The organism is Marichromatium sp. AB31 (assembly GCF_003718685.1).
Classification (GTDB): Bacteria; Pseudomonadota; Gammaproteobacteria; order Chromatiales; family Chromatiaceae; genus Marichromatium; species Marichromatium gracile.
Map to the genome: position 1 here is coordinate 249,266 of NZ_RHFI01000002.1, position 15,158 is coordinate 264,423.

Sequence of the window (15,158 nt, forward strand, 5' to 3'; positions counted from 1 at the left end):
ATCGTCATAGGACGGTCATCGACCCGGCATAGAGACAGACGCAAGACGCATCGGCGATCCATGAAGCAAACCATCCAGCTTCGCCTCGGCCAACACCTGACGATGACGCCCCAGCTGCAGCAGGCGATTCGCCTCCTGCAGCTGTCGACGCTCGAGCTGCAGAAGGAGATCCAGGAGGCGCTGGACTCCAACCTGATGCTCGAGGAGGCCGAGGAGGCCGACCGCTTCGCCGCCAACGGTGAGGACAGCGGCAATGGCGCACACGAGTCCCCGCCCAGCGATGAGCAGGGCAGCGCCGAGCGTGAGCTCCAGGGCGAGACCAACGAGATCCCCGATGAGCTCCCGGTCGACACCCAGTGGGCCGATGTCTACGACGGCTATCTACCGCCGAGCACCCAGGGCAGCGCCGAGAACGCCGATTTCGACCCCTTCCTCCACCAGAGCCGCCCTCAGACCCTGCACGATCACCTCCTCTGGCAGCTCAACCTGATCCGGCTGAGCGAGCGCGACGAGATGATCGCCGAGGCGGTGATCGATGCCATCGACGCGCGCGGCTATCTTCGGGCCGATCTCGACGAGCTGCTGAGCACCATCGGCGACGATCAGATCAGCCTCGAGGAGATCGCCACCATGGTGCACCGGGTGCAGTCGTTCGATCCCCCGGGGGTCGGCGCCCGCGATCTCGCCGAGTGCCTGCAGATCCAGCTGCGGCAGCTCCCCGCCGAGACCCCGCAGCGCGACCTCGCGCTGGCGATCTGTCGCGACGGCTTCGAGCACCTGCCGCGCAAGGACATCGCCGCGCTGATGCGCCGCTTCAAGCAGACCGAGCCCGAGATTCGTGGTGCACTCACGCTGATCTGCCAGCTCAACCCGCACCCCGGCGACTTGATCGCGCAGGAGCCCCCGGAGTACGTTGTACCCGACATCTTCGTGCGCAGAGAGAATGGTCGCTGGTCGGTGGAACTCAACCCGGAATCCACACCTAAACTGAGGGTGAACGCAGACTACGCCCGGCTGATCCGGCGCGCCGACACCAGCAGCGACAGCGTCACCATGCGCAACCACCTGCAGGAGGCGCGCTGGTTCATCAAGAGCCTGGCGAGCCGCAACGACACCGTGCTGCGGGTGGGCGCCAAGATCGTGGAGATGCAGCAGGCGTTCTTCGAGCACGGCGAGGAGGCGATGCGGCCGATGGTGCTGCGCGACGTCGCCGAGGCGCTCGAGCTGCACGAGTCGACCGTCTCCCGGGTCACCACGCAGAAATACATGCATACGCCGAGGGGCACCCTGGAGTTCAAGTACTTCTTCTCGTCCCACGTCAGCACCACTTCTGGTGGGGAGTGTTCATCAACGGCGATCCGCGCGCTCATTCGTAAGCTGATCGCCGCCGAACCCGCCAGAAAACCCTTGAGCGACAGCAAGATCGCGGCCGAACTGGCCGATCGCGGCATCCAGGTCGCGCGTCGAACCGTCGCCAAGTACCGCGAGGCCATGGGTATTCCAGCCTCGAACGAGCGCAAACGCCTGGCATGAGCAGGCTGTTTGGAACCCCTGTAAGGAGTCCAATGATGCAAATCAATCTGACGGGTCATCACGTCGACATCACCGAGGCACTGCGCGACTACGTCGACAGCAAATTCGCACGCCTGGCGCGTCACTTCGACCACGTCACCAATGCCCACGTCATTCTCAGCGTTGAGAAGCTCGACCAGAAGGCCGAGGCGACGCTGCACATCAATGGTGGGAAGCTCTTCGCCGACTCCGTGCATGAAGATATGTATGCCGCGATCGACGGCCTGACCGACAAGCTCGATCGCCAGATCCTGCGCCACAAGGAGAAGAAGAACGACTATCGCAGCGCACCCGGCCCGAAGGCGGCCGACTCTGAAGCCGAGGCCGACGCCGAGGCCGATACCGAATAGCCCGGCAACGGCCTGATGGCCCATGCGTCGGCGGGGCGTCGGGACACCCGACACCCGCCGGACCGACGCACCGACACCTCGAACGGATCCGTGATCGCGCCGTTCGGGGTGTTTTGCATTGAGACCCTGAGATCCGAGCCGATATCGACACCTGCGGGCTCCGACGACTCGAAGGACACCCAGAATCCATGACCACGACCACGCGCCCCGATCACCCGCCGGTATGGACACCGGACACCGTCACCGCCCAGCGCCCCTGTCCCTGCGACCACCAGGAGCCTTGACCGATGTTCAGTCCAGACCTGATCAGCGAGGCCCGAGTCAGCTGCGGTGCCGAGATCGCCAGCAAGAAGCGGCTGCTCGAGACGCTCGCCGAGCTGCTGGCCAACGACCACCCCCGTCTCAACACCGAACTCGTCTTCGAGCGTCTGCTCGAGCGCGAGCGACTCGGCAGCACCGGACTCGGTCACGGTGTGGCGCTGCCGCACGCCCGCATCAAGGAGATCAACGAGGTGCTCGGAGCCTTCGTCAGCACCAGCACCGGGGTCGACTATGACGCGATCGACGGCGAGCCGGTCGATCTCGCCTTCGCCCTGCTGGTCCCGGAGAGCGCCACCGAGGAGCATCTGCGCTTGCTCGCCCGGCTCGCCGGCATGTTCAGCGACCCGGCCACCCGCGCCGCGCTGCGCGAGGCCGGCTCGGCGGCGACCGTCCTGCAACTGATCGAGACGAGCGAGGCGCGCTAACGCCACGCCGACCTGGGCCATGCTCGACAGCCTCCAGTCACTCCTCGAACAGACCGGCCCGCGGCTGCAGCTGCGCTGGCTCAACGGCGAGCCCGAACAAGGCTCCCCACTGCGCCGGCCCGAGCGCGCACGCTCGCGCGAGTCGCTGATCGGCTCGCTCAACTGCATCCATCCCAACTGTCTGCAGGTGATCGGGCGCGCCGAGCAGCGCTATCTCCAGGCACTGGGACGCACCGCCTTCGAGGAAACCCTCGAGCAACTCTTCGCCGAGCAGCCGGCGGCGATCCTGTTCGCCGACGGCCTCGAGCCCCACCCCGCCTTCTTCGCCTTCGCCGCCGAGCACGACACCCCGCTGCTCGGCTCGCCGCTCGGCGACGAGGAGCTGATCAACCACCTGCGCTATTTTCTCACCCACGCCCTGGCCGAGCGCCAGACCCTGCACGGCGTCTTCATCGAGGTGCTGGGGATGGGGGTATTGCTGGTCGGCGATCCGGCGGTGGGCAAGAGCGAGCTGGCGCTCGACCTGATCACCCGCGGTCATCGGCTCATCGCCGACGACGCGCCGCGCTTCGCGCGCATCGCCCCGGAGGCCATCGAGGGCACCTGCCCGGAGACCCTGCGGGACTTCCTCGAGGTGCGCGGGCTGGGTATCCTCAACATCCGCGCGATGTTCGGCGAGGGCGCGGTCCAGCGCAGCAAGACGCTGAACCTGATCATCGATCTGCAACCCCTCGACCAGCAACAGATCGCCGGTCTCGACCGGCTCACCGGCAGCCTCTCGGCAACCGACGTGCTCGGGGTGGCGATCCCGACCATCACCATGCCGGTGGCGCCGGGACGCAACCTGGCCATCCTGGTGGAAGCGGCAGTGCGCCACCAGATCCTACGTATCCGTGGCTATGACGCCGGCGTCGACTTCATCGACCGGCAGGCGCGGGCGATCCGTCTCGACCGCCCCGACCCGCCCGGCCCCGGATCCAGACCCTAGCACCGCTCCCGACCTCGATCGGGACCGGCCCGGAGCAACCCGCAGCCCATGAAACTCGTCATCCTCAGTGGCCTGTCCGGCTCGGGCAAGAGCGTCGCCCTGCATACGCTCGAGGACCTTGGCTATTACTGCATCGACAACCTGCCGCTGTTCCTGCTCAAGGACCTGGTCGCGGGGCTGCGCAAGGCCCCCGACGACGGCTTCTCCAGCACCGCGGTGGGCATCGACGCGCGCACCAGCCCGCGCGCGCTCGGTCGGCTCGCGGAGCTGATCGAGGAGGCGCGCGCCCAGGGCATCGACTGTCGGGTGATGTTCCTCGACGCCGACACCGACACCCTCAAGCGCCGCTTCAGCGAGACCCGGCGGCGTCACCCGCTCACCCGCGGCAACCGCTCGCTCGACGAGGCCATCCGCCTCGAGCGCCGTCTGCTCGAGGCCATCGGCCGCTGCGCCGAGATCCGTATCGACACCACCCACACCAATGTGCACGAACTACGCGACCTGGTCCGCGCCCACCTCGTCGGCAGCGACTCGCCCAAGGTCTCGATCCTGCTGCAGTCGTTCGGCTTCAAGCACGGCGTGCCCAAGGACGTCGACTTCATCTTCGACGTGCGCTGCCTGCCCAACCCGCACTGGCAGCCGGAACTCAAGCCACTGACCGGACTCGATCAGCCGGTGATGGAGTTCCTCGACGCCAGCACCGAGGTCGGCGAGATGCGTGACGACATGCTCGCCTTCTTCGACCGCTGGATCCCGCGCTTCGAGACCGACGGGCGCAGTTATCTCACCATCGCCATCGGCTGTACCGGCGGCCAGCATCGCTCGGTCTACATGACCGAGGCGCTGCGCCGTCACTTCGAGCAGACCGGTCACAAGGTGCTGGTCAGACACCGGGAGTTACCGTGAGCATCGGACTGTTACTCATCACCCACCAGCCACTCGGCGGCGACCTGCTGCGCATCGCCAGCGCCATCCTCGGCACCGAGCCGGCAGCCACCGAAGCGCTCGAACTGGTCAACGACCGTCCCTGCGAGTGCATGCTGCGCGAGGCGCTCGACTGCGTCGACCGACTCGACCAGGGCGGCGGCGTACTGGTGCTCACCGATCTCTACGGTGCCACCCCGGCCAACATCGCCCTGGCGCTGCACGAGCAGCGACGCCAGGTGCGGGTGATCTCCGGGGTCAACCTGCCGATGCTGCTGCGCGCGCTCAACTATGCCGAGCTCGACCTCGACAGCGTCGCCGAGAAGGCGCTCGAGGGCGGGCGCGAGGGTGTGATTCGCTGCCAGGAGCAGGACGCATGACCAGCAAGGACTTCGAGATCATCAACAAACTCGGCCTCCACGCCCGCGCTGCGGCCAAGCTGGTGCAGTGCGCCAACGGCTTCACCAGCCGCATCGAGGTCGAGCGCCGCGGTCAGCGCGTCAACGGCAAGAGCATCATGGGGGTGATGATGCTGGCCGCCAGCCGCGGCACCTGGATCACCGTCAGCGCCGAGGGCGAGGACGAGGCCGCTGCACTGACGGCGATCGAGCAACTCATCGGCGACCGCTTCGGGGAAGGCGAGTGACCATCGCCTACCAGGGCATCGGCATCCACTCGACGCGCGCCATCGCGCTCGGGCCGGCGCTGGTCGACAGTCGCAGCCTGGCCACCATCGGCCATATCGAGATCAGCGACGAGCAGGTACCCGCCGAACTCGAGCGGCTGGAGCGGGCGATCGCCTCGGCACGTGGCGCGCTCGAGGCGGTGCGCGCGCAGATCCCCACCCAGACCCCGCAGAACATCGCCGAATTCATCGACACCCATCTGCTGATGCTCGAGGACGCGGCGCTGGTCGAGGAGGTCCGGCGCATCGTCAGCGCCGAGCGCTGCAGCGCCGAGTGGGCGCTGCAGCAGCAGCGCGACACCCTGGTGCGCATCTTCGACGAGATGGACGACCCCTATCTGCGCACCCGCCGTGACGACGTCGAGCACGTCGTCCACCAGATCCAGTCCTTCCTCGCCGGCGAGTCCCCGGAGCCGCGCCTGCCCGAGCACGATCTCGACGGCCATGTGGTGGTCGCCCGCGACCTCACCCCGGCCGATACCATCCTGCTCCACCACCGCGGCATCGCCGGCTTCGTCACCGAGTTCGGCGGGCCGATGTCGCACACCGCGATCCTCGCGCGCAGCCTCGGGGTCCCGGCGGTGATCGGGGTGCGCAACATCACCCGCTACATCGAGCCGCGCGAGTTCCTGGTGGTCGACGGCGAGAACGGCACCGTGCTGTGCGATGCCGACGACCTCACCATCGCCCACTTCCGTGATCGCGTCCGCGCCGCCGAGGCGCGCCAGCACCGGCTGCGCCGACTGATCGGACGCGCCGCGCGCACCCGCGACGGCATCGCAGTCGGCCTCCAGGCCAACCTCGAGCTGCCCGAGGACGTGGAGACGGCGCGCGCCAACGGCGCCGCCGGCGTCGGACTCTACCGCACCGAGTTCCTCTACATGAACCGCCTCGACCTGCCCGACGAGGAAGAGCAGTTCGCCAGCTACGCGGCGATGATCGAGGGACTCGGCGGCATCCCCACCACCATCCGCACCCTCGATCTCGGTGCCGACAAGGACAGCGCCGCCCAGCCCATCGAGCCGAGCGGCAATCCCGCGCTGGGGCTGCGCGCGATCCGTCTCTGCCTCAAGGAACCGGCACTGTTCCGACCACAGTTGCGTGCCATCCTGCGCGCCTCGGCGCTCGGTCCGGTGCGGCTGATGCTGCCGATGGTCTCGGGGGTGCGCGAGGTCATGGCGGTACGCCAACTGCTCGAGCAGCTCAAGCGCGAACTCGCCAGCGAGGGGCTGGCGCACGACCCGGCGCTACCGCTCGGCGCGATGATCGAGGTGCCGGCCGCGGCGCTCGCCGCCGGGGCCATCGCCCGTCACTGCGATTTCCTCTCGATCGGCACCAATGACCTCATCCAGTACACCCTCGCCATCGATCGCCTCGACGACGCCGTCAACGACCTCTACGACCCCACCCACCCGGCGATCCTGCGGCTGATCCGCATGACCATCGAGGCCGGTCGCGCCCGCGGCATCCCGGTCGGGATGTGCGGCGAGATGGCCGGCGACGCGCGCTTCACCCGTCTGCTGCTGGGGCTCGGGCTGCGCGAGTTCAGCATGCAGCCCGGTGCCCTGCTCGACGTCAAGGAGGTGGTGCTCGCCGCCGACACCAGCACCCTGCAGCGACGCACCGAGGCGCTCTTCGCCCGGCTCGACGAGGCCGACCCACAGGACCTGCTCGCGGCACTCAACACCGATTGACGCCGCCCCCAGGCCCCTCCCATCGGCTCTGTTAGGATAGGCGCAACCGAGCGCCGGCCCCCGCGATGCACCGCCACCCCGCGCCCGGCGAGCGTCTCCCAATCACAGCAGCCACGGGCAGCCATGACAGCCGCAGCACCCAGCACCACTGACGACCAGCGTTTCGCCGATCTTCACCAGGTTCTCGAGCAGGGCGCCATGCGCAAGGCCGCGCGCATGCTCAATGCACTGCAGCCGGCCGAGATCGCCCACCTGCTGGAGTCGCAGCCGCCCAAGGAGCGCGAGCTGGTGTGGAGTCTGGTCGATGCCGAGTACGACGGCGAGATCCTCACCTATCTCAACGACGACGTGCGCGAGCAGCTGATCAGCCAGATGGACGCCGGCGAGCTGGTCGCCGCCGTCGGCGGGCTCGACACCGACGACCTCGCCGACCTCATCCAGGACCTGCCGGTGACCATCACCAGCGAGGTCCTCAAGTCGCTCGACCAGCAGCGTCGCGAACGGCTGCAGACCGCCCTCGCCTTCCCCGAGGACAGCGCCGGCGGCTTGATGAACACCGACACCGTGACCGTCCGCCCCGAGGTCACGCTCGACGTGGTGATGCGCTATCTGCGCCGACTCAAGGACGGGCTGCCGGACATCACCGACAACCTCATCGTGGTCAACCGCGAGGGCTACTATCTCGGCGTACTCTATCTCACCGATCTGCTCACCCACGACCCCGAGGAGACGGTGGCCGAGGCGATGACCCTGGCGGTGCAGGCGATCCCGGCGACCTGGGGGGCGCGCGAGGTGGCCACCCGCTTCGAGCAGCACGACCTAGTCACCGCACCCGTGGTCGACGACTCGGGACTGCTGCTCGGGCGCATCACCGTCGACGACGTGATGGACGTCATCCGCGAGGAGGCCGAGCACCAGTTCCTCGGCCAGGCCGGTCTCTCCGAGACCGAGGACATGTTCGCCCCGGTGCTGCTCAGCGCGCGACGTCGCGCGCTGTGGCTCGGGGTGAACCTGCTCACCGCCTTCCTCGCCGCCTGGGTGATCGGTCGCTTCGAGGACACCATCCAGCAGGTGGTGGCGCTGGCGGTGCTGATGCCGGTGGTCGCCAGCATGGGCGGTATCGCCGGTACCCAGACCCTGACCCTGGCGATCCGCGGCCTGGCGATCGGTCAGCTCTCGAGCAAGAACGCCCGCTGGCTGCTGTGGAAGGAGCTGGCGGTGGCGGCGATCAACAGCGTGGTCTGGGCGGTGGTGGTGGCGGCGGTCGCCGCCTACTGGTTCGGCGATCCGCAGATCGCGCTGGTGATCGGCGTGGCGATCACCATCAACCTGCTCGCCGCCGCCCTCGCCGGGGCGCTGCTGCCGATGGCGCTGGAGCGCTTCGGCATCGACCCGGCGCTCGCCGGCGGGGTGATCCTCACCACCGTCACCGACGTGGTCGGCTTCGTCGCCTTCCTCGGGCTCGCCACCCTGTTCCTGGTCTGAGCCAGGCTCAGCCGCGCCAGCGCTCGAGCAGGGCGAGGGTCGCCTCGACCCGCGCCCGCGCACCTTCGGCGCTGTCGGCCTCGGCATAGACGCGCAGCTCCGGGGCGTTGCCCGAGGGGCGCAGATGGACGATCTCGCCGGCGGCGAAGGTGAGACGCAGCCCGTCGGTCTGGTCGACCTCGGCGACGGCGCCGAGCGCCTCACCGAACAAGGCGCCGATCGCCGCGGGATCGGCGGCGAGCGCAGCGATACGCGACTGCGCCTGCGCCGAAGGGAACTCGCGCAGCCGATCGCTCGCGGTGAAGCGTGGCGGCAGCTCGGCGGCGAGCGCGGCGAGCGGCAATGCGCGCGCGGCGCTCGCCTGCAGCAACGCGAGGGCGACGATCACCGCGTCGCGTGTCGGCAGCGCCGCCAGCACCCGCCCGTCGCGCTCGATGGCGCTGCCGAGCAGGAAACCACCATTGGCCTCATAACCGACCACCGGCGCCAGACCACGCCCGAGCAGCGTCGTCATCCCGGCGATCACATAGGGCGACCCGATACGGGTGCGCAGCACCTCGGTGAAGCCCCCGCAACGCTCGACGGCGGTATTGCTGCTCACCGGGGTGACCACCGCCGCGGCGCCGAGCTGGCGCGCGCAGAGGATGCCGGCGATATCCCCGCGCAGCCACTCGCCCCGGGCATCGGCGACCAGCGGGCGGTCGCCGTCGCCATCGGCCGAGACCAGCGCATCGAACGCGCCATCGGCGCACCACTCACGCGCCAGCGCGACGTCCTCGGGACGGATCGCCTCGGTATCGACCGGCACGAACCGATCGGCGCGCGCCAGCCGCCGCACCTCGGCGCCAAGTGCTTCGAGCAGCTCGGCGAGACAGTCGCGTGCCACGCTCGAGTGCTCGTAGACCCCGACCCGCAGCCCACGCAGACAGCCCTCGGGGAAGAAGTCGAGATAGCGCCGCAGATAGGCGCTGCGCGCCGCGTCACTCGCCGGCGGCAGCGGCGCGGCGGCGGTGTCGACAAAGGCCCCCGCGGCGGTGAACAGCTCCCCGGGCGCGATCACCGGCAGGGCGCGGATCGCCGCCTCGTCGTCCTTGAGGATCTCGCCACTGGGCAGATTGAACTTGATGCCATTGCGGTCGTCCGGGATATGGCTGCCGGTGACCATCAGCGTCGGCACGCCCCGGGCAAGACCGTAGGCCGCAAGCGCCGGGGTGGGAATGCGACCGTGGTCGCGCGGTTCCAGACCGAGATCACGTGCGGCACGGGCACAGGCGCGGAGGATACGCTCGGTGCTCGGGCGCAGGTCGCCGGCGAGGCCGACCTCGGCGCCGGCGGCCAGCGCCCCCTGGTCACGAACATAACGGAGAAAGGCATGGGCATAGGCGTAACAGACCCGGTCGGTCATCGCCGTCGCCAGCCCACGAGCGCCACTGGTCCCGAACTTGACCCCAGAGGTCGTCATCAACTCGTCGATCAGCACCCTTGCCTCCCTTAGCTCTTCAACGCATGGCCGATTGCGACAGTCTAGAACCGCCAGCGGCCAGCGGCCAGCGGCCAGCGGCCAGCGGATTGAACCGCAAAGCCGCGAAGAACGCCAAGGGATGAATAGCAACCAGCCGCCGGCCTCCAGTGGGCGCGCAGCCTCGACGACGGGCGCACTGACAACAGGCGGTTGAATCGCTCAGGTCGGAAGGCATTCGCAGGCGGGAGCGGTGGACCGTGGACGATCAGCCCACCGCGCGCTCTCATGACACTCTTTGCGTCCTTCGCGCCTTCGTGGTTCAGGTCTTATCCCGACCTGAACCGCAAAGCCGCAAAGAACGCCAAGGGATGAATAGCAACCAGCCGCCGGCCTCCAGTGGGCGCGCAGCCTCGACGACGGGCGCACTGACGACTGGTGGCTGGAGGCTGATCGCTGGCGGCTAAGACCCGACGGCTACGCCGCCGTCACGGGTCCATGAACTCGAGTTCGCGGCCGATGTTGCGGCCGTAGAAGATCTCGCTCAGCTCGCGGCGCAGCAGCTTGTGGATGCGCTTGTACTCGCGATCGGAGAGGTCCTTGGCCTTGATGCAGAAGAGATAGTCGTCGACGCGGAAGTGCTTGAGGACCATCTTGGTGTGGAACATGTTCTCCTGATAGACGTTGACGTCCATCATCTGGAACTTGCGCTTGGTGTCGTTCGAGAGATAGTTCTGGATCGAGCTGATGTTGTGGTCGATGAAGTGCTTCTTGCCACGCACGTCGCGGGTGAAGCCGCGCACCCGGTAGTCCATGGTGACCACATCCGACTCGAAGGAGTGGATCAGATAGTTGAGCGCGCGCAGCGGCGAGATCCGACCACAGGTCGAGACGTCGATATCGGCGCGGAAGGTACTGATCCCGGTCTGGGGATTGGTCTCGGGATAGGTGTGGACGGTGATGTGGCTCTTGTCGAGATGCGCCACCACCGCCTCGGGCAGCGGCCCCGGGGTGGCGTTGTTCGACAACGCCTCGGCGGCGATCGGCTCCTCCGAGATCAGCATGGTCACCGAGGCACCCTGGGGCTCATAGTCCTGATGCGCGATGTTGAGGATATTGGCGCCGATGATCTCGGTGACATCGGTCAGGATCGCGGTCAGGCGCTCGGCGTTGTAGGCCTCGTCGATATACTCGATATAGGCCTCGCGCTGCTCGTCCGAGTCGGCGTAGCAGACATCGTAGATATTGAAACTGAGCGACTTGGTCAGGTTGTTGAACCCTTCCAGGCGCAGCTTCTTCAACGGATTGGGCATTCCTCAGGAACCTCGGAAACAACGGAAGGCGCGGGCGCTAACGTGGTGGCGCATCCGCAACGGAGACGGCTGTATCACGCAGCTCAAAGTCGTGGGTGATCTCGGCGGTGGCGCCGAGCATGATCGAGGCCGAGCAGTACTTCTCGGCGCTGAGCGCGATCGCGCGCTCGACCCGCTTGGGGTCGAGTCCCTGTCCGCTGACGATGAAGTGTGCATGGATCCGGGTGAAGACCTTGGGGTCGCGCTCGGCACGCTCGGCCGTGAGCTCGACCACGCAGTCGCTGACCTGCTGGCGGGCCTTGCGCAGGATCTGCATCACATCGAACTGGGTGCAGCCACCCATGCCGATCAACAGCAGCTCCATCGGTCGAGGACCGAGGTTGCGCCCCCCGTACTGGGGCGGTCCGTCCATCACCACTGCATGTTCGGACCCCGCATCGCCGGCCATGCCGACCATGGCCGCACCCTCGAGCCACTTCACCCGCGCTTTCATATCCCGTTTGCTCCCGTCTGCTCCGCCGTCACCCGCCAGGCCACGCCCGACCGACCCCGGCCTCGAACCGGGCGAAGGCTAACACAGTTCGACAATGCACAGCAGCATGCATAGAATCGTGAGACGACAAGGCGCTCTGGCAAGCTTCGCATGAGCATTCTGACACCACCGAAAAAGGACCCGCCCTGGCTGCAGCCCTTCCTGTCGCAGTGTCATACCAAGACCTACGACAAGAACGTGGACTTCATCCGCCAGGGCCAGCCAGCGGAAAGCCTCTACTATCTGATCGAGGGGTCGGCTGCCGCATTGATCGATGACGCCGACGAGCGGCGCACGATCATGCTCGCCTATATCAACAAGGGCGAGTTCATCGGCGAGATGGGGCTGTTCGTGCCGCAGAACACGCGCAGCGTGATCGTGCGCACCCGCACCAAGTGCAAGGTCGCCGAGATCACCTATCAGCGCCTCGACCGGCTGCTCGAGAACGAGTTCAAGGTCTATGCCAAGGACTTCCTCTACAGCGTCGGCTACCAGCTCTCCACCCGGCTGCGCCAGACCAGTCGCAAGGTCAGCCATCTGGCCTTCCTCGACGTCACCGGGCGCATCGCCGGAACACTGCTGGATCTCTGCAAGCAGCCCGACGCCATGACCCACCCCGACGGGATGCAGATCCGCGTCACCCGTCAAGAGCTCGGACGCATCGTCGGCTGCTCGCGCGAGATGGCGGGCCGGGTGCTCAAGAACCTCGAGGAGCAGGGGCTGGTCAGCGTCAAGGGCAAGACCATCGTGGTGTTCGGCACCCGCTGAACCCCGGACCACGCCGGCCACAGCCCCCCGGTCGGCGCATCACGCCCGGCGGCACGCTCGCGGCGCATCTCCCCCGATCACGACTCACGGACTCGCCCCCGCGCGCCGTCGGTGCGATCGTGCACGCACGGGCTCGGGGATGATGCGGGACGAGGACCCGACCGCCGCCGCGTCCTCTCGGCAGCGCGGTGCGGCGCCGGGGTCTAGTCGGCGAAGAACAGGGCGTGCAGCGCGGCGCCGGGGTCCTCGGCGCGCATGAAGGCCTCGCCGACGAGGAAGGCATTGACCCCGTGCCCGCGCATCCGGGTGACATCGGCACGCGCCAGGATCCCGCTCTCGGTCACCAGCAGTCGCTCTTCGGGTACCCGGTCGAGCAGTCCCAGGGTGGTCTCGAGACTGACCTCGAAGCTGCGCAGATCGCGGTTGTTGATACCGATCAGCTCACCGGGACAGGCCAGGGCGCGATCGAGCTCTTCGCCGTCGTGGACCTCGACGAGCACGTCGAGCCCAAGCTCGCCGGCCAGGGCGCCGAGATCGCGGAGCTGGGCGTCGTCGAGACAGGCGGCGATCAACAGGATGGCGTCGGCGCCGATGGCACGCGCCTCGACGACCTGATAGGGGTCGATGATGAAGTCCTTGCGGATCACCGGCAGCGCGCAGGCCGCGCGCGCCTCGCGCAGATAGGTCTCGCTGCCCTGGAAGAAGTCGGCGTCGGTGAGCACCGAGAGACAGGCGGCGCCGGCGGCGGCGTAGCGCGCGGCGATCTCGTCCGGGACGAAGTGCTCGCGCAGCACCCCCTTGCTCGGGCTGGCCTTCTTCACCTCGGCGATCACCGCCGGGTCGCCGGCGGCGACACGCGCGCGCAGCGCCTGCGCGAAACCGCGCACCGGGGATTGCTCGGCGGCGGCGGCGCGCAACTCGGCGAGCGGGCGACGCGCGGCGCGCGCGCTCACCTCCTCGGCCTTGCGGTGGACGATCTTCTTCAGGATATCCGGGGTCTCTCGCATCTCTTCGTCCTCAAGTCGTGGCCAGCGCGGCTTCGAGACCGCCGGTCAGGGCGCACAGTCGATCGAGCCGGCGACGCGCCTCGCCGCTGTCGATCACCTCGGCGGCGCGCCCCACCCCCGCCGCCAACGAAGGCGCCCGCCCGGCGACATAGATCGCCGCGCCGGCATTGAGCAGCACCATCTCGCGCGCCGCGCCCGGCTCGCCGTCGAGCACCCCGCGCAACACCCGCAGACTCTCCTCCGGTCCCGACACCCGCACCTGCTCGAGTGCGGCGCGGGTCAATCCGAAGTCCTCCGGGCGCACGCTGTAGCGATGAATCTCACCGTCGCGCAGCTCGGCGATGTCGGTGCGCTCGCCGATGCTGATCTCGTCGAGCCCGTCGCGCGCGTGCACCACCATCACATGACGGCTGCCGAGCCGGCGCAACACCTCGGCCAGGGGTTCGAGCAGGTGCTCGGCGAACACCCCGAGCACCTGGTTGGAGACCCGTGCCGGATTGGTCAGCGGACCGAGCACGTTGAACAGGGTGCGCACCCCGAGCGCGCGACGCGGCTCGACCGCGTGCTTCATCGCGCTGTGATGCCCCGGGGCGAACATGAAGCCCACCCCGACCTCGTGGACACAGCGCGCCACCTCCGCCGGACTGAGGTCGAGACGTACCCCCGCAGCCTCGAGCACGTCGGCCGCGCCGGACTTGCTCGACACCGAGCGGTTGCCGTGCTTGGCCACCCGGCAACCGGCGGCGGCGGCGACGAACATGCTGGTGGTGGAGACGTTGAAGGTCCCCGAGGCGTCGCCCCCGGTGCCGACGATGTCGACGGCATGATCGAGACCGTCGAGCTCGACCCCGGCGGCGAGATCGCGCATCACCGCCGCGGCGGCGGCGATCTCGGTGACCGACTCGCCCTTCATCCGCAGCGCGACCAGGAAGCCGGCGATCTGTGCCGCGCTCGCCCCCCCGGTCATGATGGTGTGCATCACCGCGCGCATCTGCGCGTCGTCGAGGTCACGTCGCTCGATACAGTGTGCAATGGCGTCCTTGATGTCCATCAGTCCCGGTCCTCGATGAAGTTACGCAGCAGGTCGTGACCGTGATCGCTGAGGATCGACTCCGGATGGAACTGCACCCCCTGGATCGGCAGGGTGCGGTGTCGCACCCCCATGATTGCATCGAGCGCGCCGTCCTCGGTCTGCGTCCAGGCGGTCACCTCGAGACACTCGGGGAGGCTCTCGGGGTCGATCACCAGCGAGTGATAGCGGGTCGCCACGAAGGGGTCGGCGAGCCCGGCGAACACCCCGCAGGCGCGGTGGTACACCGGCGAGGTCTTGCCGTGCATCACCTCGCGGGCGCGGACGATGCGCGCGCCGAACACCTGACCGATCGACTGGTGACCGAGACAGACGCCGAGGATCGGCACCCGCCCGGCCATGGCGTCGATCAGCGCCATCGAGATTCCCGCCTCGTTGGGGGTGCAGGGTCCGGGGGAGATGACGATGCGCTCGGGGCGCATCGCCACCACCTCGTCGACCGTGCACTCGTCGTTGCGCACCACCCGCACCTCGGCGCCGAGTTCACCGAAATACTGCACCAGGTTGTAGGTAAAGGAGTCGTAGTTGTCGAGCATCAGCAACAT

Annotated in this window: 16 protein-coding genes; 10 read left to right on the forward strand and 6 right to left on the reverse strand. The window is 68.1% G+C overall.

The window, feature by feature from the left end:
- Positions 1–60 precede the first annotated feature (60 nt).
- From EBL84_RS03460 to mgtE, 9 genes are all read left to right on the forward strand, one after another.
- Complete coding sequence (locus EBL84_RS03460; protein ID WP_123139536.1) at positions 61–1,533, forward strand: RNA polymerase factor sigma-54; 1,473 nt, start codon at positions 61–63, stop codon at positions 1,531–1,533.
- Positions 1,534–1,568: 35 nt separating this feature from the next.
- A complete protein-coding gene (gene hpf, locus EBL84_RS03465) occupies positions 1,569–1,922 on the forward strand; it encodes a ribosome hibernation-promoting factor, HPF/YfiA family (RefSeq protein ID WP_062273339.1) in 354 nt (117 codons plus the stop codon).
- Between the two features lie 287 nt (positions 1,923–2,209).
- The gene (locus tag EBL84_RS03470) at positions 2,210–2,668 is read left to right on the forward strand and encodes a PTS sugar transporter subunit IIA (RefSeq protein WP_062273166.1); all 459 of its coding nucleotides are present in this window, start codon (positions 2,210–2,212) and stop codon (positions 2,666–2,668) included.
- Between the two features lie 19 nt (positions 2,669–2,687).
- Complete coding sequence (gene hprK, locus EBL84_RS03475) at positions 2,688–3,656, forward strand: HPr(Ser) kinase/phosphatase (protein WP_123139537.1); 969 nt, start codon at positions 2,688–2,690, stop codon at positions 3,654–3,656.
- A 48-nt stretch (positions 3,657–3,704) separates the two neighbouring features.
- The gene (gene rapZ / locus EBL84_RS03480) at positions 3,705–4,562 is read left to right on the forward strand and encodes an RNase adapter RapZ (protein WP_123139538.1); all 858 of its coding nucleotides are present in this window, start codon (positions 3,705–3,707) and stop codon (positions 4,560–4,562) included.
- Positions 4,559–4,960, forward strand: a complete 402-nt coding sequence (locus EBL84_RS03485; RefSeq protein ID WP_123139539.1) for a PTS sugar transporter subunit IIA — start codon at positions 4,559–4,561, stop codon at positions 4,958–4,960. Before rapZ ends, EBL84_RS03485 begins: the two co-directional genes overlap by 4 nt.
- The gene (locus EBL84_RS03490; RefSeq protein ID WP_123139540.1) at positions 4,957–5,226 is read left to right on the forward strand and encodes an HPr family phosphocarrier protein; all 270 of its coding nucleotides are present in this window, start codon (positions 4,957–4,959) and stop codon (positions 5,224–5,226) included. The genes EBL84_RS03485 and EBL84_RS03490 overlap by 4 nt, the downstream gene beginning before the upstream one ends.
- Positions 5,223–6,959: a phosphoenolpyruvate--protein phosphotransferase gene (ptsP, locus tag EBL84_RS03495; protein WP_123139541.1), complete on the forward strand. Its 1,737-nt coding sequence runs from the start codon at positions 5,223–5,225 to the stop codon at positions 6,957–6,959. The genes EBL84_RS03490 and ptsP overlap by 4 nt, the downstream gene beginning before the upstream one ends.
- Before the next feature lie 123 nt (positions 6,960–7,082).
- The gene (mgtE, locus tag EBL84_RS03500) at positions 7,083–8,444 is read left to right on the forward strand and encodes a magnesium transporter (RefSeq protein WP_123139542.1); all 1,362 of its coding nucleotides are present in this window, start codon (positions 7,083–7,085) and stop codon (positions 8,442–8,444) included.
- A gap of 7 nt (positions 8,445–8,451) precedes the next feature.
- On the opposite strand, the gene EBL84_RS03505 is transcribed toward mgtE, so the two are convergent.
- From EBL84_RS03505 to EBL84_RS03515, 3 genes are all read right to left on the reverse strand, one after another.
- Positions 8,452–9,924, reverse strand: a complete 1,473-nt coding sequence (locus EBL84_RS03505; RefSeq protein WP_123139543.1) for a phosphomannomutase — start codon at positions 9,922–9,924, stop codon at positions 8,452–8,454.
- Between the two features lie 467 nt (positions 9,925–10,391).
- A complete protein-coding gene (gene speD, locus EBL84_RS03510; RefSeq protein ID WP_123139544.1) occupies positions 10,392–11,216 on the reverse strand; it encodes an adenosylmethionine decarboxylase in 825 nt (274 codons plus the stop codon).
- Between the two features lie 37 nt (positions 11,217–11,253).
- Positions 11,254–11,709 carry an OsmC family protein gene (locus EBL84_RS03515; protein ID WP_005224497.1) on the reverse strand — a complete coding sequence of 152 codons (456 nt, stop codon included), beginning with the start codon at positions 11,707–11,709 and terminating at the stop codon, positions 11,254–11,256.
- Positions 11,710–11,859: 150 nt separating this feature from the next.
- Between EBL84_RS03515 and crp the strand changes: the two genes are divergently transcribed.
- Positions 11,860–12,516, forward strand: coding sequence for a cAMP-activated global transcriptional regulator CRP (crp, locus tag EBL84_RS03520; RefSeq protein WP_005224498.1), 657 nt, complete (start codon positions 11,860–11,862; stop codon positions 12,514–12,516).
- Positions 12,517–12,719: 203 nt separating this feature from the next.
- Here crp and trpC read toward each other — a convergent pair whose 3' ends face one another.
- From trpC to EBL84_RS03535, 3 genes are read right to left on the reverse strand one after another with little or no spacing between them, the layout of a single operon-like run.
- Complete coding sequence (gene trpC / locus EBL84_RS03525; RefSeq protein WP_123139545.1) at positions 12,720–13,523, reverse strand: indole-3-glycerol phosphate synthase TrpC; 804 nt, start codon at positions 13,521–13,523, stop codon at positions 12,720–12,722.
- A gap of 10 nt (positions 13,524–13,533) precedes the next feature.
- On the reverse strand, positions 13,534–14,574 hold the full coding sequence (gene trpD / locus EBL84_RS03530) for an anthranilate phosphoribosyltransferase (protein ID WP_123139546.1): 1,041 nt from the start codon (positions 14,572–14,574) through the stop codon (positions 13,534–13,536).
- On the reverse strand, positions 14,574–15,158 hold the full coding sequence (locus EBL84_RS03535) for an aminodeoxychorismate/anthranilate synthase component II (RefSeq protein WP_123139547.1): 585 nt from the start codon (positions 15,156–15,158) through the stop codon (positions 14,574–14,576). The genes trpD and EBL84_RS03535 overlap by 1 nt, the downstream gene beginning before the upstream one ends.

Excerpts from the sequence above, each read along its gene's own strand:
- trpC (WP_123139545.1), bottom strand. The coding sequence starts at position 13,523 with ATGCGAGAGACCCCGGATATCCTGAAGAAGATCGTCCACCGCAAGGCC.
- speD (WP_123139544.1), bottom strand. The coding sequence starts at position 11,216 with ATGCCCAATCCGTTGAAGAAGCTGCGCCTGGAAGGGTTCAACAACCTG.
- hprK (WP_123139537.1), top strand. The coding sequence starts at position 2,688 with ATGCTCGACAGCCTCCAGTCACTCCTCGAACAGACCGGCCCGCGGCTG.
- mgtE (WP_123139542.1), top strand. The coding sequence starts at position 7,083 with ATGACAGCCGCAGCACCCAGCACCACTGACGACCAGCGTTTCGCCGAT.
- trpD (WP_123139546.1), bottom strand. The coding sequence starts at position 14,574 with ATGGACATCAAGGACGCCATTGCACACTGTATCGAGCGACGTGACCTC.
- EBL84_RS03535 (WP_123139547.1), bottom strand. The coding sequence starts at position 15,158 with ATGTTGCTGATGCTCGACAACTACGACTCCTTTACCTACAACCTGGTG.
- EBL84_RS03460 (WP_123139536.1), top strand. The coding sequence starts at position 61 with ATGAAGCAAACCATCCAGCTTCGCCTCGGCCAACACCTGACGATGACG.
- hpf (WP_062273339.1), top strand. The coding sequence starts at position 1,569 with ATGCAAATCAATCTGACGGGTCATCACGTCGACATCACCGAGGCACTG.
- EBL84_RS03470 (WP_062273166.1), top strand. The coding sequence starts at position 2,210 with ATGTTCAGTCCAGACCTGATCAGCGAGGCCCGAGTCAGCTGCGGTGCC.
- rapZ (WP_123139538.1), top strand. The coding sequence starts at position 3,705 with ATGAAACTCGTCATCCTCAGTGGCCTGTCCGGCTCGGGCAAGAGCGTC.
- crp (WP_005224498.1), top strand. The coding sequence starts at position 11,860 with ATGAGCATTCTGACACCACCGAAAAAGGACCCGCCCTGGCTGCAGCCC.
- EBL84_RS03490 (WP_123139540.1), top strand. The coding sequence starts at position 4,957 with ATGACCAGCAAGGACTTCGAGATCATCAACAAACTCGGCCTCCACGCC.
- EBL84_RS03515 (WP_005224497.1), bottom strand. The coding sequence starts at position 11,709 with ATGAAAGCGCGGGTGAAGTGGCTCGAGGGTGCGGCCATGGTCGGCATG.